The sequence below is a fragment of the Streptomyces viridochromogenes genome (genome assembly GCF_001270495.1).
Classification (GTDB): Bacteria; Actinomycetota; Actinomycetes; order Streptomycetales; family Streptomycetaceae; genus Streptomyces; species Streptomyces viridochromogenes_A.
In genome coordinates this window covers 317,526-339,833 of record NZ_LGUR01000002.1, presented here as the reverse complement: position 1 = coordinate 339,833, position 22,308 = coordinate 317,526, and the positions used below count along the sequence as shown (strand labels likewise).

General features: G+C 71.5%; 15 protein-coding genes. 5 read left to right on the top strand and 10 right to left on the bottom strand.

What is annotated here, in order from left to right; all coding sequences use genetic code 11:
• Window positions 1-497: 497 nt before the first annotated feature.
• Genes ADK36_RS01430 through ADK36_RS01420 form a run of 3 tightly spaced genes read left to right on the top strand, consistent with a single transcriptional unit; the run spans window position 498 to window position 12,486 of the window.
• Window positions 498-1,754 carry an MFS transporter gene (locus tag ADK36_RS01430; RefSeq protein WP_048578887.1) on the top strand — a complete coding sequence of 419 codons (1,257 nt, stop codon included), beginning with the start codon at window positions 498-500 and terminating at the stop codon, window positions 1,752-1,754.
• Window positions 1,754-5,092, top strand: a complete 3,339-nt coding sequence (locus ADK36_RS01425) for a type I polyketide synthase (protein ID WP_053195955.1) — start codon at window positions 1,754-1,756, stop codon at window positions 5,090-5,092. Before ADK36_RS01430 ends, ADK36_RS01425 begins: the two co-directional genes overlap by 1 nt.
• On the top strand, window positions 5,089-12,486 hold the full coding sequence (locus ADK36_RS01420) for a non-ribosomal peptide synthetase (protein WP_234329619.1): 7,398 nt from the start codon (window positions 5,089-5,091) through the stop codon (window positions 12,484-12,486). Before ADK36_RS01425 ends, ADK36_RS01420 begins: the two co-directional genes overlap by 4 nt.
• 3 nt (window positions 12,487-12,489) lie before the next feature.
• Here the strand turns inward: ADK36_RS01420 and ADK36_RS01415 are convergent, their stop codons facing one another.
• Together ADK36_RS01415 and ADK36_RS01410 are read right to left on the bottom strand one after the other, a co-directional pair.
• Complete coding sequence (locus tag ADK36_RS01415) at window positions 12,490-12,849, bottom strand: hypothetical protein (RefSeq protein ID WP_048578885.1); 360 nt, start codon at window positions 12,847-12,849, stop codon at window positions 12,490-12,492.
• Between the two features lie 73 nt (window positions 12,850-12,922).
• A complete protein-coding gene (locus ADK36_RS01410; RefSeq protein ID WP_048579215.1) occupies window positions 12,923-13,882 on the bottom strand; it encodes a GlxA family transcriptional regulator in 960 nt (319 codons plus the stop codon).
• A 156-nt stretch (window positions 13,883-14,038) separates the two neighbouring features.
• On the opposite strand from ADK36_RS01410, the gene ADK36_RS01405 reads away from it, so the two are divergent.
• On the top strand, window positions 14,039-14,500 hold the full coding sequence (locus ADK36_RS01405; RefSeq protein ID WP_048579214.1) for a DUF2269 family protein: 462 nt from the start codon (window positions 14,039-14,041) through the stop codon (window positions 14,498-14,500).
• A gap of 144 nt (window positions 14,501-14,644) precedes the next feature.
• Entirely contained in the window at window positions 14,645-14,887 is a 243-nt protein-coding gene (locus tag ADK36_RS01400; protein WP_048578884.1) for a hypothetical protein, read from the top strand.
• A gap of 6 nt (window positions 14,888-14,893) precedes the next feature.
• Here the strand turns inward: ADK36_RS01400 and tgmB are convergent, their stop codons facing one another.
• The 8 genes from tgmB to ADK36_RS01360 all read right to left on the bottom strand — a co-directional run bounded on the left by tgmB (window position 14,894) and on the right by ADK36_RS01360 (window position 22,193).
• On the bottom strand, window positions 14,894-15,871 hold the full coding sequence (gene tgmB / locus ADK36_RS01395) for an ATP-grasp ribosomal peptide maturase (RefSeq protein WP_048578883.1): 978 nt from the start codon (window positions 15,869-15,871) through the stop codon (window positions 14,894-14,896).
• A 16-nt stretch (window positions 15,872-15,887) separates the two neighbouring features.
• Complete coding sequence (gene tgmA / locus ADK36_RS01390; protein ID WP_030052559.1) at window positions 15,888-16,079, bottom strand: putative ATP-grasp-modified RiPP; 192 nt, start codon at window positions 16,077-16,079, stop codon at window positions 15,888-15,890.
• 118 nt (window positions 16,080-16,197) lie between these two features.
• Complete coding sequence (locus tag ADK36_RS01385; RefSeq protein ID WP_053195953.1) at window positions 16,198-16,494, bottom strand: DUF1232 domain-containing protein; 297 nt, start codon at window positions 16,492-16,494, stop codon at window positions 16,198-16,200.
• A 263-nt stretch (window positions 16,495-16,757) separates the two neighbouring features.
• Entirely contained in the window at window positions 16,758-17,921 is a 1,164-nt protein-coding gene (locus tag ADK36_RS01380) for a hypothetical protein (RefSeq protein WP_053084605.1), read from the bottom strand.
• Window positions 17,922-18,140: 219 nt separating this feature from the next.
• Complete coding sequence (locus tag ADK36_RS01375) at window positions 18,141-18,635, bottom strand: lamin tail domain-containing protein (protein ID WP_048578881.1); 495 nt, start codon at window positions 18,633-18,635, stop codon at window positions 18,141-18,143.
• Window positions 18,636-18,737: 102 nt separating this feature from the next.
• Window positions 18,738-19,703, bottom strand: coding sequence for a DUF1152 domain-containing protein (locus ADK36_RS01370; RefSeq protein ID WP_048578880.1), 966 nt, complete (start codon window positions 19,701-19,703; stop codon window positions 18,738-18,740).
• 103 nt (window positions 19,704-19,806) lie between these two features.
• A complete protein-coding gene (locus ADK36_RS01365) occupies window positions 19,807-21,171 on the bottom strand; it encodes an FAD-dependent oxidoreductase (RefSeq protein WP_048579212.1) in 1,365 nt (454 codons plus the stop codon).
• Between the two features lie 203 nt (window positions 21,172-21,374).
• Window positions 21,375-22,193, bottom strand: coding sequence for a chitosanase (locus ADK36_RS01360; protein ID WP_053195950.1), 819 nt, complete (start codon window positions 22,191-22,193; stop codon window positions 21,375-21,377).
• Window positions 22,194-22,308 lie beyond the last annotated feature (115 nt).

Here is a 22,308-nt window from a genome sequence, read left to right as displayed (position 1 = left end):
CTGACCTGCACGGACCGTAGCCACGTCGGCCGGGCGCCCGGTTGCCTGTGGGCTCGTTCTCGCATGCTGCCAGGACGCCCGGGGCGCACGGGCGCTCACGTTTGTCCGAGAAGCGTCCCGAACTCGCCAAATCCGGTCCGGAAGTCGTCTGGACCTCTCAGAAGTCTTGAACCCGCCTGTCCGGGTCTGCTTGGGTGACGGACCAATGGCCGCCGTCCGGCGGCCTGTAGGGGGAATGGTTTTTGTGCTGGGCCGGCAACGGGGGAACGAACGTGCCCTGCGACAGCGGTGTGCTCCGACGCGCCGTGGGCGGTCGGGGCCGATGACGGGGGACCGGACATCGGGGCATCGCCTCGCGTGCGGTGGACGCGACCGGCGACCGTACCGCGACGGCGAGCCCTCCGGCTGGACTCCGCGCCGCCACTGACCGGGCAGGCGGGCCAGGCGATGCCGGCCGCACATCATTCACACCCTTCATGCAGACCAGGGGAAGGTGCATGAGGTACTTCCGTCTGCTCGTCCTGGGCAACGGCATCTCGGCGTACGGCAGTTACCTGAACATGGTGGCGCTGAACGTCTTCGTCTACGACGCCACCGGCAGCGCGCTGGCCGCCGGCCTCTTCATGGCCGTACGCCTGGCGACGAACGTCGTGTCGGGCTGGGTGAGCGGCCGGCTCGTCTCGGTCTACGACCGCAAGCGTCTGATGGTCGGCGCCGACCTGTGCCAGGCCGTGGCGCTGCTGACCTTGCTGCTCGCTCCGGACGGCACACGCACCGGGTTGCTCTACGTGCTCGCGGTCGTCACCGGCGGCTGCTCGACGCTCTCCCAGGTGGCCCTGCGCAGCAGCATCCCGGAGATCGTCGGCGCGGAGCACCGCGTGCGCGCCAACGGGCTGCTGGTGACGGGGCGTTCCCTCGCCATGATCGCCGGGTTCGCCTCGTCGGGCGTGGTGGTGGCGGAGCTCGGCTACTCCGCGGCGTTCGCGCTGGACGCCGCGACCTTCCTGGTCTCCGCGACGGTGCTGTTCCTGCTGCCCGTCCGCACCAGGGCGGCCAAGGACGCTCCCGGCGGCTCCGCGGAATCCTCCGGCGCCACGCGCTGGACGGTCCGGGTGATGCTGGGTACGGCCCCGCTGCTGATGGCGATGATCGCGATCCGGGCGGTGGACGGGCTGGGCTCCTCGTCCCACAACGTCGCCCTGCCCATCTACTCCAGCAGCCTGGACCCCGACCATCCGGCCACGTTCATCAGCCAGTTCTGGGCCACCTGGGCCATCGGCAGCATCGTCGCCCAGCAGGTGATCGGCCGGGTCACCAAGAAGACCGGGCGGACCCCGGGGGAGCGGGCCTTCGCACTCGGCGCCTGTGTGATGTCGGCCGGGTTCATCGTGGTCTTCAGCGGACTGCCGACCGTTCCCGCGGTCATCGCCGCGCTCGTGGCCGGAGCCGCCGACGGGTTCACCGAGATCGTGTACGTGTCGAGGCTGCAGGCAGCCCCGGACGACCAGCGCGGCCGCCTCTTCGGGCTCTCCGCCTCGGCCGAGAACACCGGCTTCGGACTCGGCATGCTCGTGAGCGGCGCCCTGCTGGAGACGTTCTCGCCGATCCAGGTGGTGGCCTCCTTCCACGGCCTGGCGATCGTCCTCTGCACGGCCCTGCTCCTGCTGCTCCTCAGCCGGCGCGGCCCACGTGACCGCGACGCCGAGGAAACGATTGGCCGGGACGCATCCACGGTGCCGGAGGGACGCGGCTGATGACCACGAGCGAACCCGACCCGCGGATGGCCGTCATCGGCATGGCCTTCCGGCTGCCCGGCGGCGACACGCCCGAGGAGTTCTGGCGGGTCATCCATGAGGGCACGGACTGCGTCACCCGCTTCACGGACGAGGAGCTGTCCGCCGCAGGCGTCCCCGCCGAGGAGTACCGGGCCGACGACTTCGTCGGAGCCTCCGGGGTTGTCGACGACATCGCGGGCTTCGACGCCCAGCACTTCGCGATGAGCGCCCGCGAAGCCCGTCTCACCGACCCCCAGCACCGCATGTTCCTGCAATGCGCCCAGCACGCCCTGGAGAACGCCGGCTATCCGGGCGAACGGGACGGCACCCGCGTCGGCGTGTACGCCAGCACCGGATACCACCTGTACACGCTCCAGAACTACCTGCTCAACAACGTCCTGCCCAACGAGCCCCCCGCCGACTGGATGGCGGGCATGCAGGTCACGGTCGCCAACCACACCGACTTCACGGCCACCCGGGTCGCCTACCGGCTGGGCCTGACCGGACCCGCCGTCAACCTCCAGACGGGCTGCTCCAGTTCGCTGGTCGGTGTGCAGGCCGCCGCACAGTCCCTGCTCATGGGCGACTGCGACATCGCCCTCGTCGGCGCCACCGCCGTCCATGTGCCCCAGGTCCTCGGATACCGCTACGTCAAGGGCTCGATCCTCTCCAAGTCCGGCCGCCTGAGGGCCTTCGACGCCCGAGCCGACGGCACCGTGGGTGGCACCGGCGTGCTGGCCGTCGTACTGAAGCGGCTGGCCCGGGCGGTCGCCGACGGCGACACGATCCACGGCGTCGTCCGCGGCTGGGGCATCAACAACGACGGCGCCGACAAGACGGCCTTCACCGCCCCCAGCGCACAGGGCCAGCGCGTGGCCATCCGTCAGGCCCTGCGGCGCGCCGGCGTCGGCGCGGACACCATCGGGTACCTGGAGACCCACGGCACGGGCACACTCAAGGGCGATCCGATCGAGTTCGACGGTGCCACCGACGCCTACCGCGAGGACACCGACCGCACCGGCTACTGCGCCCTCGGCTCGACCAAGGCCAACATCGGCCATCTCGATGTGGCCTCCGGACTCGCCGGACTCGTCAAGACCCTGCTGGTCCTCAAGCACGGCGTCATCCCGCCGATGGCGAACTTCAGCGAGCCCAACCCGCGTCTCGACCTTGACAACAGCCCGTTCTACATCCCCCGGACCGCCCGGCCCTGGCCCGAGAGCGACGTACCCCGCCGCGCGGGCCTGACCTCACTCGGCGTCGGCGGCACCAACGTCCACCTGATCCTGGAACAGGCTCCCGACGCCGCGCCCCGGCCCGACGCCGTCGCTCCCGCGGACGTGCTCCTGGTCTCCGCGAGCAGCGAGGGCGCGCTCGCGGACAACGCCCGCGCCTTCCGCGACCGGTTGCGGCAGCCGCCCGCACCGCACCTGGCGGACCTCGTCACCACCGCCGCCCTCGGCCGCGCCCACGGCCGCCACCGGCTCGCGGCCCGCGGCTCCACCCCGGCCGCCCTCGCCGACGTCCTCGACGCCTGGCTCGTCGGAACCGCGGGGGCGACGGTCACCACGGGAACGGCACCCCAGGAGGGCCCGGCCCGCATCGCCCTCCAGTTCACCGGGCAGGGCAGCCAGTACCCGGGGATGGCCGGCCCTCTCCACGAGCGCTTTCCCGCCGTGCGCGAGATGCTCGACGCCTGCGAGCACCACTACCGCGAACTCACCGGAGACTCACTGCTCGCCGCCCTGCGCGTGGACGACGAACCGGAGGCAGGGCCGGCGGGCGGGCGGCCGCCGGAGGAGGAGCCGCCCTGGGGCACGGACACCGCACAGCCCGCGCTGTTCGCCCTGCAATGCGCCCTCGTCCGGCTGTGGCGCGACGCGGGCATCGAACCGTACGCCGTGACCGGGCACAGCGTCGGGGAGTACGCCGCGCTGTACGCGGCCGGGGCCCTGACGCTCGACGACGGCCTCCGCCTCACCACCGAGCGCGGCCGGCTGATGCGGCAGCGCTGCGCGCGCGGCGCGATGGTGGCGGCGACGCTCGACCGGGAGAGCGCCCTCGCCCTGGCCGACGAGGTGCCCGGCCTGGAAGTCGCCGTGACCAACGGGGAGCACGCCCAGGTGCTCGCCGGGACGGTCGAGGCCGTGGACCGGGCGTGCGCCCTGCTGGACCGGCGCGGCACACCGGGGCAGCGGCTGGCGGTGACCCGCGCCTTCCACACCGCCCTCATGGAACCCATGCTGGACGAGTTCCGGAAGATCCTCGACGACGTGGCCTTCCGGCCGGTGCGGATCCCGTTCGTCAGCGCCGTGGACGGGGTGACCCGGCCGCCCGGCTGGACCCCGGACGCCGACTACTTCCTCCGGCACACCCGCCGGCCCGTCCGCTTCGACGAGGCCCTGCGCGGCATCGGCGCCCAACAGCCCGACGTCCTGCTGGAGATCGGACCGCACACCACCCTCAGCGGTCTGGCCCGCCGTGCGCTGCCCGCCGTGCCGTCGCTGCCGTCCCTGCGGCGCGGCACCGGCCTCGGCTCCCTCTGGGGCGCGGCCGCGGGGCTGCACTGCGCGGGGGCGGACGTCGGCTGGCCGGCGCTGCTGGCCGGCACCGGGGGCCGGCGCATCCCCCTGCCCGGATACCGATTCCAGCACAAGCACCACTGGACAGGGCCCGAGTTGACGGCCCTCAGCACAGGAACACCAGCGAGCAAGGGAGCCGAAGTGGTTCAGCAAGAGGCAGCGGTCGGGCGCGTACTCCACAGCATCGTCGAGGCGACGGCTCGGCACCTCGGCGAGGATCCGTCGTTGATCGCCGGAGACGCTTCCTTCTTCGACCTCGGCGCCGACTCGCTGCTGATGATCAGCGTGCTGCGGGAGCTGGAGCAGGAGCACCAGGTCAACGTCACGATGCGGCAGCTGTTCGAGGAGACGGGTACGCCGCGGCGGCTCGCGGAGTTCATCGTCGCCCGCATGCCGGGCGCGCCGAGCGGGTCGGCGTCCGCCGAAGTCCCGGTCGAGCGGGACGAGTTGGCGGATCCGGCCGCGCCCCGCCTCACACCACCCGCGACCTCACCGGCTCCGGCTCCGGCACCGGCTCAGGTACCCGCACCGGCGCCTGTTTTCGAGCCCGCGCCCGCCGCCCCCGCATCCGCATCCCTTCCCGAGTACGCGACCCGTGAGGAGCTGGAGGATCTCGCCCACAAGATCCAGCAGATGTCCCAGATACAGCTCCAGATGATGTCCCAGCTCTCCCAGTTGCTGGCGCTCCAGACCGCCTCGGTCACGGAGCGGCTCAACGGCAAGGTGGCCAAGTGACCGGGCTGAACGGCATATCCGCCGCACTGGACCAGGACCTGGCGGCGATGACCGAACTCGCGCAGCACATCACCGAGCAGATGGGCGGAGCCGCAACGCCGGCCCCGGAACCGCCCCGCGTCCACGGCCCCCGGGTGACGGTCGCGAGGAACGCCGGCATGGTGCGGGACGCCTCACCGCACACCCAGCAGGACCACCTGGCCGACCTGGTGCGCCGCTACACGGCCAGGACGCCGACTTCCAAACGCATCGCCCAGCGCTACCGCCGCGTCCTGGCCGACAGCCGAGCCGTCGTCGGCTTCCGCAGCGGCACCAAGGAGATGCTGTACCCGATCGCGGGCCACCGGGCGAGCGGGGCACGACTCCAGGACGTCGACGGCAACGAGTACGTCGACATCACGATGGGCTTCGGCGTCCTCCTCTTCGGCCATGAGCCCGACTTCGTCACCGAGGCCGTCCGCGAGCACCTCTCCCGCGGCATCCAACTCGGCCCGCGCAACGTCGAGACCGGCGAGGCGGCCGAGCTCCTCGCCGAACTGACCGGCCTGGAGCGCGTGGCCTTCGCCAACTCCGGTACCGAGGCGAACTCCGCGGCCATCCGTCTCGCCCGCGCCGCCACCGGCCGCGACAAGATCGTCACCTTCCTGGGCGCCTACCACGGCCACGCCGACAACGTCCTCGGCCGCAGCTCCGGCACCGGCGCCGACCAGCTCACCGTGCCCGTCTCCCGAGGCATCCCACAGGCATCCGTCTCCGATCTGCTGGTGCTCGACTACGGCAGCGACACCGCCCTGGAGACGATCGCCCGGCACGCCGGCGACATCGCCGCGGTCGTCGTGGAGCCGGTGCAGAGCAGGCACCCCCAGCTCCAGCCGGTCGAGTTCGTACGCCGGCTGCGGGAGCTGACCCGCCGCCACGGCATCGTGCTGCTCTTCGACGAGATGCTGACCGGTTTCCGCCCCGCCCCGCGCGGCGCACAGGAGCTGTACGGCGTCACACCGGACCTCGCCACCTACGGCAAGCTGCTCGGCGGCGGCTTCCCCATCGGGGCCATCGCCGGCCGCGCCGACATCATGGACGGCGTGGACGGCGGTCACTGGTCGTACGGCGACGACAGCTATCCGCCCGCCGACACCACGTTCTTCGGCGGTACGTACATCCAGCACCCGGTGTCGATGGTCGCCGCGCGCGCCGTACTGACCCACCTCAAGGAACACAGCCCACGCCTCCAGGAGCGGCTCAACGCGCGCACCGCCGAACTGGCCGCCACGCTCAACGGCTTCTTCGAAGCCGAGGAGTACCCGCTGCGGATGAGCCACTTCGGCTCCCAGTTCCGCTTCGAGCACCGCGCCGACATGGAGCTCCTGTACCACCACCTGATGCTCCGCGGCGTGCACGTCTGGGAGTGGCGCAACTTCTTCCTGTCCACCGCCCACTCGGACGGCGACATCGAGTTCGTGGCGGACGCCGTACGGGATTCGCTGCGCGAGCTGCGGACGGCGGGCTTCTTCCCCGGCCGGCGGCCGGTGGCGCCGAGGGCCGCGCCGGCCACGCCCCCGAATCCGGTTCCGGCCGCACCCGCCCCCGCACCCGCCCCGGTGGCCTCCATGGCGTGGAACGCCGCGGCCGTCACGCGATCCCGTACGGCACCCACCGGTGAAACCGCCCCGCGCACCCCCGACTTCAGCGTCTACTTCTTCGGCGACTACCCCCAGGACGCGGCGGCGCCTCGGCACGACGGCCCGTACGAACTCCTCATGGATGTCGCCCGTTTCGCCGACCGGCACGACTTTCACGCGCTCTGGATGCCCGAGCGCCACTTCCACTCCTTCGGCGGCCTCTTCCCCAACCCGGCGGTGCTCGCCGCCGCGCTGTCCCGTGAGACCGAGCGCATCCGCCTCAACGCGGGCTCCGTCGTCCTGCCGCTGCACGACCCCATCCGGGTCGCCGAGGAGTGGTCGATGGTCGACAACCTCTCCGGCGGGCGCGTCGGTATCGGCGTCGCCAGCGGCTGGAGCGCCAACGACTTCGTCTTCTTCCCCGACCGGTTCGGCCGGCACAAGGAGCTGATGTACGAACAGCTGGAGGAGGTGCGGAAGTTCTGGCGCGGGGACAGCATGCGCCGGGCCAGTGGTGACGGCGAGGCCGAGGTGCGGCTCTTCCCGCGTCCGGTGCAGGCCGCCCCGCCGATGTACACCGCGGTCGTCGGCAACCCCGCGTCGTACGAACTCGCCGCCCGCCACGACCTGGGCATCGTCACCAACCTGATGACCCAGAGCGTCGAACAGCTCGGCGAGAACATCGCCCGCTACCGGCGTACCCGGGCCCGGCACGGCCTGGACCCGGACGCCGGACGGGTCGCCGTCCTGCTGCACACCTACCTCGCGGACGACCACGACACCGCGCGTACCGAGGCGTACGCACCGCTGTCCCGCTACATGCGCGCGTCCCTGTCCGTGTTCAGCGGCGTCACCAACAGCCTCGGACACAGCATCGACCTGGCCGCCCTGAGCGAGGACGACCTGGAGACGGTGTTCCGGCGTGCCTACGGCCGCTACTGCGACCAGCGGGCCCTGATCGGGACGGTGGACAGCGTCAGCCCGGTGGTGGACGCCGTGACGGCGGCGGGTGCCGACGAGATCGTCGCCCTCGTCGACTTCGGTGTCGCACCGGACGACCTGCGCGCGGGCCTGCCGCGCCTGGACGCGCTGCGCCGCCACCACAGGCAGCGGTCCGCCGCCGCACCGGCACCCGCCGTGGGCCGTGCGCCGGCCCCCGCACCTGCCGAACCGGCCCCCGCGGACGCCCCCTTGTCACCCGGCCAGGAACGGATCTGGTTCCTGGAGCGCCTGCTGCCCGGCCGTACCGCCTACAACGAGATCAAGGCGATCCGCCTCGACGGTCCACTGGACGTATCCGCCCTGCGCGCGGCGCTGCGCGGACTCGTCGCCCGGCACGAGGGCCTGCGGACCGTCTTCCGGGAGATCGGAGGCGAGCCACGCCAAGTGGTGCGGGCAGCCGCCGAGCCCGACTTCGCGGTGATCGACGGCACCGGCAGCCCTGGGGCGGGCTTCCGCCCGGCACGCCGAGAGCACGCACCAGACGCCGCCCGGCCCGCCCTCCGGGCGGACGACGCGACTTTCGCCACACGCCCTGGCACCACGCTCCAGGACGTCCTCGCGGCCGAGAGCGCACGCCGCTTCGACCTGGCGGACGGCCCGCTGTTCGTGACGCGACTGGTGAGGCTCGCCGAGGCGGAGCACGTCCTCGTGCTGTCACTGCACCACATCGTGGTCGACGCGGCCTCCGCGACCGTCCTCGCCCGGGACCTCTCCGCGCTCTACCGCGGCGAACGCGATGGCACGCCACCCGAACTGCCCGAGCTCACCTGGAGCTACGCCGACCACGCCAGGGAACGGGCGGCGTCCGCGAACAGCCCCGAGGCCGACGAGGACCTGGCCTACTGGCGCCGTACCCTCGGCGGCGACCTGCCCGTCCTCGCCCTGCCCACCGACCGGCCCCGCCCGTCGACGATGACCTCCAACGGCCGGGCCGTCTTCCACACCCTCGACCCGGAACTCTCCCGACGGCTGCGCGAGTTGAGCCGCGCCCGCCGCAGCACGCTGTTCATGACCCTGCTCACCGGGTACGCCGCGATGCTGCACCGGGTCACCGGCCAGACGGACCTCGTGGTCGGCACCCCGATCTCGGACCGCCCCGAGCGGGCCGAGAACCTGCTCGGATTCTTCGTGAACACCCTCGCGCTGCGCCTCGACCTGTCCGGTGATCCCGCCTTCGGCACGCTGCTCGACCGCGTGCGCTCGGTCGCCCTCGACGCTTACGACCATGCGCGGGTGCCCTTCGAGACGGTGGTGCGCGAGCTCGCCCCGCCCAGGGCGGTGGACCGGACGCCGGTGTTCCAGGCGTTCGCCGAGTACCAGCGCGCCGAGCCGTTCCGCTTCGACCTGCCCGGCATCGAGGCCACACCGATGGACGCGGGGCCGGACAAGTCGCTGACGGATCTCACCGTCTACTTCACCGACCAGCCGCACGGCGTTCGCTGTCATCTGGAGTACAACACCGACCTGTTCGACCACGAGACCGTCGACCGGTTCTTCGCCACCTTCCGGGACCTGCTCGCGGCGGCGGTCGACAGCCCCGAGACACCGCTGTCCCGGCTCGCCACGGCGACCGTCGACACCGCCGCCGACGGGGATCCCGTACCGCTCTCCTGGCAGCGCGGCCCGTCCCGCCCGCCCGCGGACACCACCGTCCACGAACTCGTCGCCCGGCAAGCGGCCGCCCTGCCGCACAGCACCGCCGTGATCAGCGGAGACACCCGGCTGACCTACCGCGAACTGGACGACCGTGCCGAACGGCTGGCCGCAGCCCTGCGGGAGCAGCACCCCACGCAGGACGGCGACGCGGAGGTGGTCGCCCTCTGGCTGCCGCGCTGCGCCGACCTCGTCGTCGCCATGCTCGCCGTGCTCAAGACGGGCCGCGCCTATGTGCCGCTGGATCCGTCCCTCGGCCGGGTACGCGCCGAGCAGATCGTCGCCGAGTGCGGGGCCCGAACCCTGGTGTCGACCCGCGAGGAGGCGGCCGCGCTGAAGCTGCCGGCGGGCGTGACCGTCGTGGCACCGGACGCGACCGCGCGCCACTCACCACGCGCCGCGTCGGACACCGGCCACGACTCACCGTGCTGCGTCCTCTACACCTCCGGCAGCACCGGCACACCCAAGGGCGTCGTCCTCGCGCACCGCGGCGTCGTCGACCTGTGCGCGTGGCACCACCGGCGCTTCTCCTTCAGCCCGGCCGACCGCGCCGCCGTCGTGTGCAGCCAGAGTTTCGACGCCTCGCTCCTGGAGATCTGGCCGGCGCTGACCGCGGGCGCGTCGATCACCATCGGCGACGAAGAGGTTCGCAGGGATCCGCTCGCCCTGGCCCGGTGGTATGCCGAGCAGGGCGTCACCTTCTCGTTCCTGCCCACGGCGCTGGGCGAACAACTGCTGCGGCTGCCGGCGGGCGACCAGCCGCCGCTGCGTCATCTGCTGCTGGGCGGGGACGCACTGCGCGCCCGCCCGCGCCCCGAGGCGCCGTACGAGACCGTGAACGTGTATGGGCCCACCGAGATCACCGTGCTGTGCACGACGGAGAATGTCGCCCCGCAGGGCCAGGACCCCGCTGCGCCGGTCGCGATCGGGCGCCCGGTCGACAACGTACGGCTGAGCGTGCTCGACGAGTCGGGTGAACCGGTTCCCGTCGGCGCGGCGGGGGAGTTGTACGTCGGCGGCCCCGGCGTGGCCCTCGGGTACCTGCACCGCTCCGAACTCACGGCGGAACGGTTCCTGCCGGACCCGTGCGACGATCCCGATGCCCGCCGGTACCGTACCGGCGACATCGTGCGCTGGACCGCCGACGGCAAGCTGGAGTTCTGCGGCCGGGCCGACGACCAGGTGAAGATCAGGGGTTTCCGGGTCGAGCCCGAGGAGGTGTCCCGGGTGCTCAACGCCCTCGACGGCGTGGCCGAGGCGGTCGTACTGGCACGGCGCAACGACCACGGCGAGGCGTACCTCGCGGCCTACGCCGTTTCCGCCGCCCAGGCGCCCGACGACCGGCAGGCCCTCGCCGACCTCCTGGCGGAGGAACTCGCCGCCCGGCTGCCGGAGTACCTCGTCCCGCGCGCCTGGCGCGTCCTGCCCTCGCTTCCCCTGACGGGCAACGGCAAGCTGGACCGCTCCGCGCTGCCCGCCCCGGACCTCGTCACCACGGGGCCGAGCCGCGGGCCGAGCGGTGAGGAGCCGGACGCAGGCCCGCGCACCGACGTCGAGCGGCGGGTGCGGCAGCTGTGGGCGGCCGAGTTCGGGATCGATGCCGACGGCATCGCGGACGATGCCTCCTTCTTCGACCTGGGCGGTCACTCGATCACCGCGATGCGGCTGGTCAACCGCGTCCGCGAGGAGTTCGACACCGAGTATCCGATGCTGGGCTTCTACCAGGCCCCGACCCTGCGAGCCATGACGGCACATCTGGCGGCGGAAGCTGGTGAAACGACGTCAAGTCGGCCCACCGGCGCCGATGACCGTCCGGGCACCGTCGAACGCCGCGCACCCGCCACCGCGCAGCAGGCCCGCTTCGCCACCGTGCACGCCGACCACCTCCTCCCGCAGGTCTTCAACGTCGCCCTGCGGATCACCCTTACCGGTGACCTGGACGTGGCGGCCCTGCGCACCGCCCTGACCCGGCTCGTCGAGCGGCACGAGGGCCTGCGGACCCGCCTGGCCCGCAGCGGGGACGGCTGGGAGCAGCAGGTACTGCGGCCCGGGCCGGTGGAACTGCCCGTCGAGGACCTCACCGTACGGCCGCCCGAGGAGCGGCAGCCCGCCCTGGAACGGGCCAGTGCCGAGGCGGCCGAGACACCGATCGATCCCACCGGCGGGCAGCCGATGACACTGCGCCTCCTGCGCACCGGCGACAGCACCTGGATCCTGCTCCTCGTCCTGCACCACTCCGCCTGCGACGGCTGGTCCGTCAGCCTGCTGCTGAAGGAACTGGCCGCGCTCTACGGCTCGGCCGTCACCGGCGAACCCCACTCCCTGCCGCCGGTTCGGTGCCAGCCCGTGGCGTACGCCCGGTGGCAGCGGGAGCAGGACGACGGAGCCGCCGACGAACGGAAGCTGCGGTTCTGGCTGCGTGAGCTCGACGGAGTGCCGTTCACCGTCGACCTGCCGCTGGACCGGCCCCGGCCGAAGACCGCGAGCGGACGGGGCGGCGCCGTGATGTTCACCGTCCCGGCCGAGGCGCGGGCCGCCGTGGAGCGGCTGGCGAAGGAGCGGGGTACGACGCCCTTCGTGGTCACGGCGGCGGCCCTGGGGCGGATGCTCGCGCGGAAGGCCGGGCAGGACGACGTCGTGTTCAACATCTCCTACGCCAACCGCGAGCGCCGCGCGTTCGAGTCCCTCCTGGCCTGCACGATCACCGGTTTCGCGCTGCCGGTGCGGGACGGCGCCGCCGGTTCCTTCGCCGAACTGACGGACCAGGTCGCCCGTACGGCCGTGGAGTGCATGGACCGGGCCCTGCCGATACGCCGGATCGCCCCCGCGATGCGGGAGCGCACGGGCGTCGAGGTGCCGGACCGGCTGGACGTCGGCTTCGCCTACCAGAGTTCTCTGGAGGCGGAGGTGGAACTGCCCGGGCTGACCACGGCGATCGAGGACCTCGCCCCGGCCGCGGCCCGTGCGGAACTCTCCTTCGGACTCATCCCGGCCGGCGACGAACTGAGGGGATTCGTGGAGTACTCGGCCGACCTGTGGGACCGCGGCACGATCGAGGGCTGGACCCGCGACTACGTCGCCCTCCTGAAGGAGGAGGTCGACCGGGCTCTCGGGCGTTGACGCTCACGCGGCGCTGCTGCTCCGGGGCATCCCGTGCCGGCACGTCACGTCGTGCTCGCTGCCGAGGCTCGTCCACCATCGTTCGCAGCACGCGGAGTCGAGCTCCGCACGGACGATCGCCTCGGCGGCGTCACCCCCGCCCTCGCTCCCGCGCCCGGCCCGCGCGACCAACTCCAGGAGCCAGCGCCGCTGTTCGCCGATCACGGTCTCCCGTACGACGGCGATGACCGGCACGATGCTGGCGGCGGCGAACAGACACGCGGCCCATGCGGGGCCGTACCGGACCTCGAGGACCGAGGTCCAGGCGAGCCCCGCGCTCGTGGCGATGTAGAGGGCGCAGAGGAAACGGCTGGAGCAGTTCATGGGAGTACACCGTCCTTGGGGAGGATCGATACCCCTTGTCCAACTGCTAACGGCCCGTGTGGACTCGGGTGATTTATCCCACCGTGACTGACGACGTCCCCTTGAACGCGGCCCGGTAGGCGTGCGGCGTGGTGCCGACCACCCGGCGGAAGCGTTCGCGGAACGCCGTCGGTGACCCGAACCCCGCCTGCCGGGCGATCCGTTCGATCGGGTGGTCGCTGTTCTCCAGCAGGTACTGCGCCCGCCGCACCCGCGCCCGCAGCAGCCACTGCAGGGGAGTGGTACCGGTCTGCTCGCGGAACCGGCGGCTGAAGGTGCGCTCACTCATCCCCGAGCGCACCGCCATCGCCCCCAGGGTGATCTCCCCGGCCAGGTTGTCCTCGATCCACTCCAGCAGGGGTTCGAGCGCCGAGCCACGCGGTACGGGCGGGCGCGCGTGCACGATGAACTGCGCCTGCCCGCCCTCCCGTTCCAGCGGTACGACGGACACGCGCGCCGTGTGCGCGGCCACGGCCGAGCCCAGGTCCCGTCGGATCATGTGCAGGCACAGGTCCAGTCCCGCGGCGGCTCCGGCGGAGGTGAGGATCTGACCGTTGTCGACGTACAGCACGTCCGGCTCCACCCGGACGTCCGGGAAGCGCCGCGCCAGCTCGTCGGTGGCCATCCAGTGGGTGGTGGCGCGCAGTCCGTCCAGCAGTCCGGCCTCGGCCAGGACGAAGGCGCCCACGCACACGGACGCGATGCGTGTGCCGGCCTGTGCCGCCTGCCGCAGGGCCGTCACCACCTGAGGGGAGGGCGGCCCGGTCTCGTCGCAGCCCGGCACGATGATCGTGTCCGCGTCCGCCAGCCCGTCGAGCCCTCGGTCGACGCGCAGGGCGAAACCCTCCGTGCGTACCTCCGGCGACTCGGCACACAGCCGGACCCGGTAGGGGCTGCGGCCGTCCGGCAGCCGGGTCCAGCCGAACATCTGGAAGGGCGTCGCCATGTCGAACGGCACCACGTTGTCGAGAACCAGGATCGCCACGGTGTGCATGAACGACACCCTAGGCGGATTCCCGCCAGCACCATAAGGCCAGGTCGTGCCGGTGGCCGACGAGGGAAGGGCGGGCAGAGCAGTTGGCGGGAACCCGTTGGAAGCTGTCATTTCAGCCTCTGTCCGAGCATCCACGAGATCCCTAGCGTGGGGCGGGTGACCAAGATCCTCCTCACTCTCCATGTCCTGGCCGCCATCGTCGCCGTCGGCCCCGTCAGCGTCGCGGCCAGCATGTTCCCGCCGGCCGCGCGCCGCGTCCCGGCGACGGACGGGGCGGTGGCCGTGGGCACCGTCCAGCTCCTGCACCGCATCTGCCGCGTCTACGCGGCCATCGGGGTGTCGGTGCCCGTGCTCGGCCTGGCCACGGCCCTGGCGATGGGCGTCCTGGGCAGCGGATGGCTCATCACGTCCATCGCCCTGACCGCCGCGGCCGCCGGGATCCTGATCGCCTTCGTCCTGCCCCGCCAGGAGGAACTCCTCGACCAACTGGGCGCCCAGCAGGCCGTCGAGCACGCGGCCACGGTACGACTCGCCATGTTCACCGGCATCTTCAACCTCCTGTGGGCGACCGTCACCGTCCTGATGATCGTCCGGCCCGGCTCGACGACGGGCGCCTGACCCGGTCGGCGGCCGGTGCCGTAGTGCCCGTGCGTCGGCCGTCAAGCGCTCTGGCAGAATTCGTACTTCAGTGTGCGTCGGCGCCTAGACTCGACAGCCGTGCCCAAATGCACACAGGGCCACGACATGAAAGGCGCGTGACGGGTGTTCCAGGATTCCCCCATCTACGACCGGCTCATCGCGGAGCGCGGCGACATCCCCCTCCAGGTGCGCAGGGAGGCCGAACGCGTCAGCAGGGAAGTCGAGTTCGCGATGCAGCCGCTGCTGCAGTCCGGCCAGTCGCTGCTGCAGTCCGGCGGAGGCCACGCACCGGCGCCCGGACGCCCGACGCCGCCGGCCCCGACCTGGCAGCGGAGCGCCTTGCCGCCCGGGCCGCAGCAGCGCTGAGCCCGGTCAGGGGACCTTCGCGCTCGCCCCGTTGGCGTGCGGCTGCTCCCCGGTGGCGGGCCGGGCGAGCCACTCGGCGATGCTCAGCGATATCGGCTGGCCCGTGTCCACCTCGATGAACCCGAACTGACCCGACTGGTTGCACTCCAGGAACCACCACGTCCCGTCGGCGTCCTCGACGAAGTCGAAGGCTCCGTAGGCGAGTTCGGCCTCCCGCATATAGCCGCGGACCGCCTCGGCGACGCGCGGTGCGACCTCGACGGGGTACCACGGCGCATCGGACGTGGCGAAGCGGACGTCCACCTCGGCCTCGGCCGCGGTCGTAACCTTCGCGGCCGCCAGCAATTGGTCGCCCACCACGGTGACCCGGATGTCGGCCCGCTTGTCCACCCGCCGTTGCAGCAGGGTGGGCCCCAACGCGACGGCGGAGAAGTCCGCGTCCGGGGCCACCCTGCTGGTCGGCACCGCCCGGGGCGGATCCTGCGGATGCGTGCCGGACACCGGCTTGACCACCAGATCCGGATAGCGCTCGGCGAACTCGCGGGCGGCCTGCGGGAAGGACGTGATCAAGGTGGCGGGCACGGGCAGACCGCACCGCTGGGCCAGCCGCAACTGCCACGGCTTGTAGCGCGCCCGGCGCGCCGCGTCGGGGTGGTTCATCCAGCGCACGTCACAGCCGCGCAGCATGCCGTACAGCGCCTGCCCGGCCTCCTCCGTCAGCCAGGCGGAGGGCGTGGCCGCCCGCGCCGCCGCGGCCCCCGGCCTGCGCATCCATATCGACCGCAGCCCGTTGATGCTCACCAGGCGTCCAGCTGACGACAGATGGCCGCGGAAGGCACCGTGCACATACTCGCCCGACAGGGCGACCCCGCCGGTCAGGTCGGCGGGATCCAGCCGGACCACCGGAACGCCGGACGCGTTCAGATGTACGACCACCATGTCCGCCGTCACGTCTTCTTCGTTCGTCACAATCAAGACGGTCATCGTCGGCGATCTGCGTTCAGTCGTCGAAGTGGGTCTTGGAGCCCGCCGTGGATGTCGTGGTCCCCAACTCCCGCAAGAGCGCGTGATCACCGGCGGCTATCCGCCCGTCACGCAGCACGTTCAACTGCAGACCGGAGTCGTAGACGTACGCAGCGGTGACCTCCAACTCCGCTGCCGGCCGTGCATAGTTGAGCGCGAACGGTTGCATCGTCTCTCCCTCACAGGTGCTGCTCCGATCGAGCCTGGTCACCCAGTGGCGTCACTCGGCCCGCCGACGCACTGAGGCTCCCTCTTACTTAAACGAATCGAACGAGTGGTTGGTTTCCTTACTTTCTGTAATCAACGGCGTCCGGCGGTCCCGCCTCGGGAGAGCGGCGCAGGGTACGCAGTGCCAGCAAGAGCACGCCGATGTCGTCCAGATACACCGGATCGGGCATCAGATCGGCGGGCAGTACGAAGTACAGGACGGCGCCCCAGAACACCCAGCGCGGTCCGGTCGGCAGCCCGGCGCGCCGCATCAGGCGCCGGGTCCGCACGAGACGCACCAGCAACCGGACGGCCACGGCGAGCACCACGGCCGCCAGGACCACGGCGACGACGATCACCTCGGTGGTCGACCCCACGGACCCTCCTCCTGCCGACGGCGCGCACCAATGCGCACCTGCCGGTCGGATTCCCCCAAGCGGCAGGTGCATTGCATGGCGGCCGTCACTCGGCCGCACACCATCACTCGTCAGGACGGAAGACGCACAATCGGCCCGGTCACCTGCTCGGGCGGGCGCACGGCCCGTCCACCCACGCTCCGAAGCGAGCCCGCCCGACGCAGTACGCCCCACCGCGGATCCGTCGCAGGCGCCCTACGTCCACGCCCCACGGCACGCGGTGCCTAGCGGTCCGCCGACTCCCGCTGCTCTTCGGCGGCCTCGCTCTCCTGCGGGTCACCCGGGTCGGAGGAAGGCTTGCGGGTGCGGGCGGAGCCCTTGAGGCGTTCGAAGGTGCGGGTCAACTGCTGGAGCGGGGACGTCGCCGGGGAGGAGGCCGGCTGGGGGCGGGGCTCGGGTACGGCGTCGGCGGACTCCCGGAAGGCGGCCAGCGCGGCGTGCGCCTGCTCGGCGGCCTCCCGGTACAGGTCGCGGGACTTCGTCATCGCGTCGAGCGCCTCGGCGTACATCGCCACGAGCTTGCGTTCCCGGTCGAGTTCCTCCTCCAGGGTCAGCAGCCGCCAGTCCTCACGCAGGGCGGTGACCGCCTCCTCGGCGCCCTCCGGCACCGGGCGCGGCAGCGCGGCGAAGCGTGTCACGGCGTGGATGAGCTCGGCCGGCTCGGAGCCGTCCAGGAAGACACTGCGTACGGCGAAGTCGTCCGCGTCGTAGCCCGCCGGTGCCGGAGACCCGGGCAGCACCACGGCACCACCCCGCGGCACCTCCACGCCGAACTCCCGCAGCGCCCAGTTCACGACGCGCAACTGGCTGGGGGCGGCACGATGCTCGACCACCCGGTGCCGCAGGCTCGGCGGCAGCATCCCGGCCAGCGGCACGCGGCCGCGCTGGTCCGTCGTCATGGCCTCGTGGACCACGACATGGATGCTCCAGCCGTCGCGCGCGGAGTCCCGCAGGACGCGCCGTACGGCCTTGTCGTCCGCGGGAAGCGGGTTGATGTCCGTCAGGCGCAGACCTGTGACCGCGTCGTGGTCCCAGGCCGCGTCCGGCTCCCGTGGCCAGAACATCTCGGCGGGCGACGGCCACCGGGGGTCCCACGGGGCCTCCGCCTCCGCGACCAGCACCCACTCCTGCCCACTGCCGGTGCCGTGCTCGACGGTCAGCCGCGCGCGGACGGTCACCGACCCGGCGACGCGCCATCGGGCCTCGAAGATCCACTCCTGGGCGGCCTCGTCCTCGGGCAGCTCCAGATAGTCGTCAATGGCCCCGCTGTCCTTGAGCTGCCGCAGACTGAGCCGGAGTACGTCGTCCGCGGCGGTCCCGGCATGGCGGCCACGGGCCTGCCACACCGAAGGCGGAGTGGTGGGGCGGGTGCTGGAAGAGCTGGGCATGAGTCCATCTGCTGGGCGGGTGCACGGGTGCGTACCAGTATCGTCGCCGCAGGTAGCTACCCACCAGGTGGGGTCCGCACACGGGGTGTGCGCGCTCCGCACCGGCCGACCGGTGCGCACTCGTGGCCCGCACCGCGTCCGGCCATGACAATGACTCGTTGAGCGGGACCCGCCCACCATCCGCATTGGGGCGGGTCCTGCTCGTCGCGGTGTGCCCGCTCAGTTGTGGTACGTGATGTACCCGTTGCCGTCCCGGTCGTTCGCGCTCTTGGTGTAGGAGTGTGAATCCGCCCCGGCGCCCGAGGGCTTGTACAGGTAGATCGAGTCCTTGTCGTTGTTCCACATGAAGTTGCAGTTGTCGCGGTAGACGACGTTGTGGGTGTCGGAGTCGGTGCCGTTGCCGCCCCGGAGCTTGACGTGGTCGCCGGGCTGGAGGTAGTGGTTCGCGGTGAACTTGAACCGGTTGCCGGTCTTGTCCTTCACGAGGTAGCCCTTGAGGTTGACCGTGGCACTCGACGAGTAGTTCTTGATCGTCAGGTACTCCTCGTCGGTGTTGCCGGTGGAGCAGCTGTTGGAGTCGCGGCCGGGTGCGTCGTACTGGATGCCCTTGATCTTCAGCGCGGACGAGTACTCGGTGGCCTGGGCGGGCGCGGCGGACAGTGCGGCGAGCGCGCCGGCCGCGACGGCGGTTGTGGCGATGATGCGTATACGCATGGAGAAACGTCCCCCCTGTATGGAGCTTCTGTGAAGATCAGGAGTGTATGCAGCTCAGGTGCCTGCCGGGGCGACTTCACCGGAACGTGAGACAAAAGCGCTTCAGTGCGGGTAGGCCCGCGGTGGCCGCTGACGCGGCAGCTCGTCGCGGAACTCCGCGATGACCGAGCTGATCTGGCGCATCAGCGCGGTGTTCTCCAGCCGGTCGAGATAGAGGTTGCGCCGGGCGAGGGCGGGCGCGTCGACGCAGAAGTACAGGGCCATGAGCGGGTTGATGAACAGCTCGCTGTCCTTGGTGCGCTCGGTGAACCGGACATCGCCGAAGTCACCGCGTACGGCGGCGGCGACGGAACCCTGGACGATGCTCGGATGGTCCGGTGTGGCCCGCTGGGCGTGCTCGACCGCGTCGAGGAACAGGCTCCCCTCGCGGCTCTCGCGCGGCAGCGAGAACGTGCCGAGGTAGCCGCCCTCCCGGTCCAGCGCGGCGAGATTCTCCAGCACCAGGGAGTGGTTGACCCCGTGGTAGGAGTCCACCCCGAACCCGAGACACGCCACGAGCCGCACCGGAACCTCGTCGAGCCCGGCCACGGCCGCGAGGCTGGCCATGTCCTCCTCCGGTGTGCCCAGTCCGTGCTCGTCGCCGCGCATCAGGATGTCGGTCCCGCCGTCCACCAGCACGATGGCGTCCACGCCGCCCAGGTGCTCCAGGAGGGCCCGGTAGGCGTCCCTGAGCGGCTGGACGCCCGTGCGGGGGAAGGCGTACACCGTGTCGGGCAGGTCCTGGAGGGCGAGCCAGCGCGCGAGAGCCCGTTCTGGGAAGTAGTCGCCGCGGATCGTGGTGTCCGGGCGTATCGCCGCGATGTCGTGGTCCACCCACACGTCGGGATCCAGCCCGTACAGCTCCGAGAAGGACAGACTGGCCAGCTGGACCTCCTTGCCGGCCGCCCGCAGGGCGAGGGCCAGTGGCACGCCGGCGTACACGTCGAAACCGCCGCCCGCACCGGCGACGAGCACCCGGCGCGCAGCGCGCAGCCGGGTGAAGAAAGGGGGCTCCAGTAGTGAGAACACCGGGGGACGTTAACAGGCGGCGATCATCCCGGAGCCGCGAAAGCCGGAGAGGGCCGGGGGACGAACCCCCGGCCCTCTCCGTCGACGTGTCACCGTCGGCGACTCAGGCGCCGCTCTCCCGGAGCATGTCCTCGCGCTCGACGATCTTCACGCGCTCGCGGCCCTGCGGCTCGCCCAGCGCCTTCTCGGCGGCGTCGAGCTTGTACCAGCCGTCCCAGGTGGTGAAGCGGATCTCGCGTTCGGCGAGGAACGCCTCCACGGCCTCCGGCTCGGGCGAGTCCGGCGTCTGCAGACGACCGTTCGCGAAGTCGTCCAGGAGGTTCGACACCGTCTCGTTGGCGTCGCCCTTGGTGTGGCCGATCAGGCCGACCGGACCGCGCCGGATCCAGCCGGTGACGTACGTCGACTGCAGGTGCTCGCCGCTCTCCTGTATGACGCGGCCGCCCTCGTCCGGGACCGTGCCCGAGTCGATGTCCCAGGGCAGCTTGGGGAGTTTGTCGGAGAGGTAGCCGACGGCACGGTAGATCCCGGTGACGTCCCAGTCCTTGAACTCGCCGGTGCCCTTGACGTTGCCGGTGCCGTCGAGGGCGGTGCGCTCGGTGCGCAGACCGACGACCTTGCCGTCCTCGCCGAGGATCTCGGTCGGCGACTCGAAGAAGTGCAGGAACAGCTTGTGCGGCCGGTCGCCGACGTCGCGGATCGCCCAGTTCTCCAGGGTCTTGGCGACCATGTCGGCCTGCTTGTTGCCGCGCCGGGTCTCGATCGAGCCCTCGTCGTAGTCGATGTCCTCGGGGTCGACGATGACCTCGATGTTGGGGGAGTGGTCCAGCTCCCGCAGCTCCATCGGCGAGAACTTCGCCTGCGCCGGGCCGCGGCGGCCGAACACGTGGATCTCGACGGCCTTGTTGGCCTTCAGACCGTCGTAGACGTTCGCCGGGATCTCCGTCGGCAGCAGCTCGTCCGCCGTCTTGGCCAGGATGCGGGCCACGTCGAGGGCGACGTTGCCGACGCCGAGGACGGCGACCTTCTCCGCCTGAAGCGGCCAGGTGCGCGGCACGTCCGGGTGGCCGTCGTACCAGGAGACGAAGTCCGCGGCGCCGTACGACCCGTCGAGCTCGATGCCCGGGATCGGCAGCGCGCGGTCGGCCGTCGCGCCGGTCGAGAAGATCACGGCGTCGTAGAACGCGCGCAGGTCGTCCAGGCTCAGGTCGGTCGGGTAGTCGACGTTGCCGAAGAGGCGGATCTGCGGCTTGTCGAGCACCTGGTGGAGGGCCGTGATGATGCCCTTGATGCGGGGGTGGTCGGGCGCCACGCCGTAACGGATCAGGCCGAACGGCGCCGGCATGCGCTCGAAGAGGTCGATGGACACGCCGGGTTCGGCGGCCACGTCGGACTTGAGCAGGGCGTCGGCGGCGTAGATCCCGGCGGGGCCGGCTCCGACGATGGCTACCCGCAGGGGGCGGGGCATGATCAGGGTCCCTTCGAGCGGTGACAAGCGATCTCGTCGGGAAGCCTAAGCTAAGGCAAGCCTAAGTCGGTACGCGGGTCCATTCTATGAGCTCATAAACCAGCTTTATGAGGCATCCGGGCCGCGCCGGTCACTCTCTCATGCCGGGCGAGAGGTGTGTACGGCGAGGTCCGGCGCCCCGTTGCCGGGGCGCCGGACGCCGTTCAGCCGATGTGGTAACTGTCCCCGTAGACCTTCCAGTCGAGCGGCGGATCGAGGTCGAGGTTGCCCTCGCGCAGGAAGACCCGCTGGGCCGTGTCGACCCGGCTGGTGTCGCTGTGGGCCTCCTCCTGCTTCATCGCCCACACCCGCGCGTCCAGGAAGGCGTGCAGATAGGTGACTTCGTCGCCGCCCTGCGCCGGCGGCCGGGCCCGGTTCAGGGCGCGCCTGCGGATGTTGCGGAAGCTGGTCGGGTCGGTGCCGTCGCCGTGCATGACGATGGCGTCGTAGTACGCGAACTGGCCCAGCATGCGCAGCCCGTCCGTCCTGCCCTGCCGCACGGCCGGGTTGAAGTACACCCGGTCGCGTTCGTTGTCCTGCGCCCGCCGGAACTCCTGGTCCCGCGCGGCCCGGGCCCAGTCGCGGGGGAAGTCCGGGTCCAGTCCGTCGTGCGAGTCGGTGCCGTTCACCCGGCGCAGCGCCGGGAGGTAGGGGGCGAGGACGTTGCCGGGGCGGCGGTCGGCGTACAGCTCGACCAGGTCGAGCATGTCGCCCGTGCCGGAGCAGAAGCCGATGATCCCGGCCGTGTAACCGCGGCCGTCACCGATGTCCTCGATGTACTTGTACTGCGCCTTCCAGTCGAGCGAGGAGTTCTCCGCGCTCGACACCAGCTGCATGGCGATCTCCTTCTTCGCCGGGTCGTCGAGTCCCGCCGCGGCGCGGAGCGCGGCGGCGCCAGGCGGGTTGAGGTAGGGGGCCGACGCCAGGGACGCGCCGAACAGGGCGAGGAGAGTGCGGCGCGACGTGCGCGCGGGGTGCTTCACGGCGGCTCCAAGTGATGGTGGGGGGTGGGGAGTTGGGCCGTAACCGATACTGGTAGGAAAGTTTCCTACCAGAAGCCGGGCGAGAGAGGCACCGGTCGCGTCAAAGGTTCGTACC

What these genes read in the sequence shown, in the direction of transcription:
- ADK36_RS01375 (WP_048578881.1), bottom strand. Translation starts at nt 18,635, where the DNA reads ATGCGTATACGCATCATCGCCACAACCGCCGTCGCGGCCGGCGCGCTC.
- ADK36_RS01410 (WP_048579215.1), bottom strand. Translation starts at nt 13,882, where the DNA reads ATGCACACCGTGGCGATCCTGGTTCTCGACAACGTGGTGCCGTTCGAC.
- ADK36_RS01430 (WP_048578887.1), top strand. Translation starts at nt 498, where the DNA reads ATGAGGTACTTCCGTCTGCTCGTCCTGGGCAACGGCATCTCGGCGTAC.
- ADK36_RS01365 (WP_048579212.1), bottom strand. Translation starts at nt 21,171, where the DNA reads ATGCCCCGCCCCCTGCGGGTAGCCATCGTCGGAGCCGGCCCCGCCGGG.
- ADK36_RS01415 (WP_048578885.1), bottom strand. Translation starts at nt 12,849, where the DNA reads ATGAACTGCTCCAGCCGTTTCCTCTGCGCCCTCTACATCGCCACGAGC.
- ADK36_RS01380 (WP_053084605.1), bottom strand. Translation starts at nt 17,921, where the DNA reads ATGCCCAGCTCTTCCAGCACCCGCCCCACCACTCCGCCTTCGGTGTGG.
- tgmB (WP_048578883.1), bottom strand. Translation starts at nt 15,871, where the DNA reads ATGACCGTCTTGATTGTGACGAACGAAGAAGACGTGACGGCGGACATG.
- ADK36_RS01425 (WP_053195955.1), top strand. Translation starts at nt 1,754, where the DNA reads ATGACCACGAGCGAACCCGACCCGCGGATGGCCGTCATCGGCATGGCC.
- tgmA (WP_030052559.1), bottom strand. Translation starts at nt 16,079, where the DNA reads ATGCAACCGTTCGCGCTCAACTATGCACGGCCGGCAGCGGAGTTGGAG.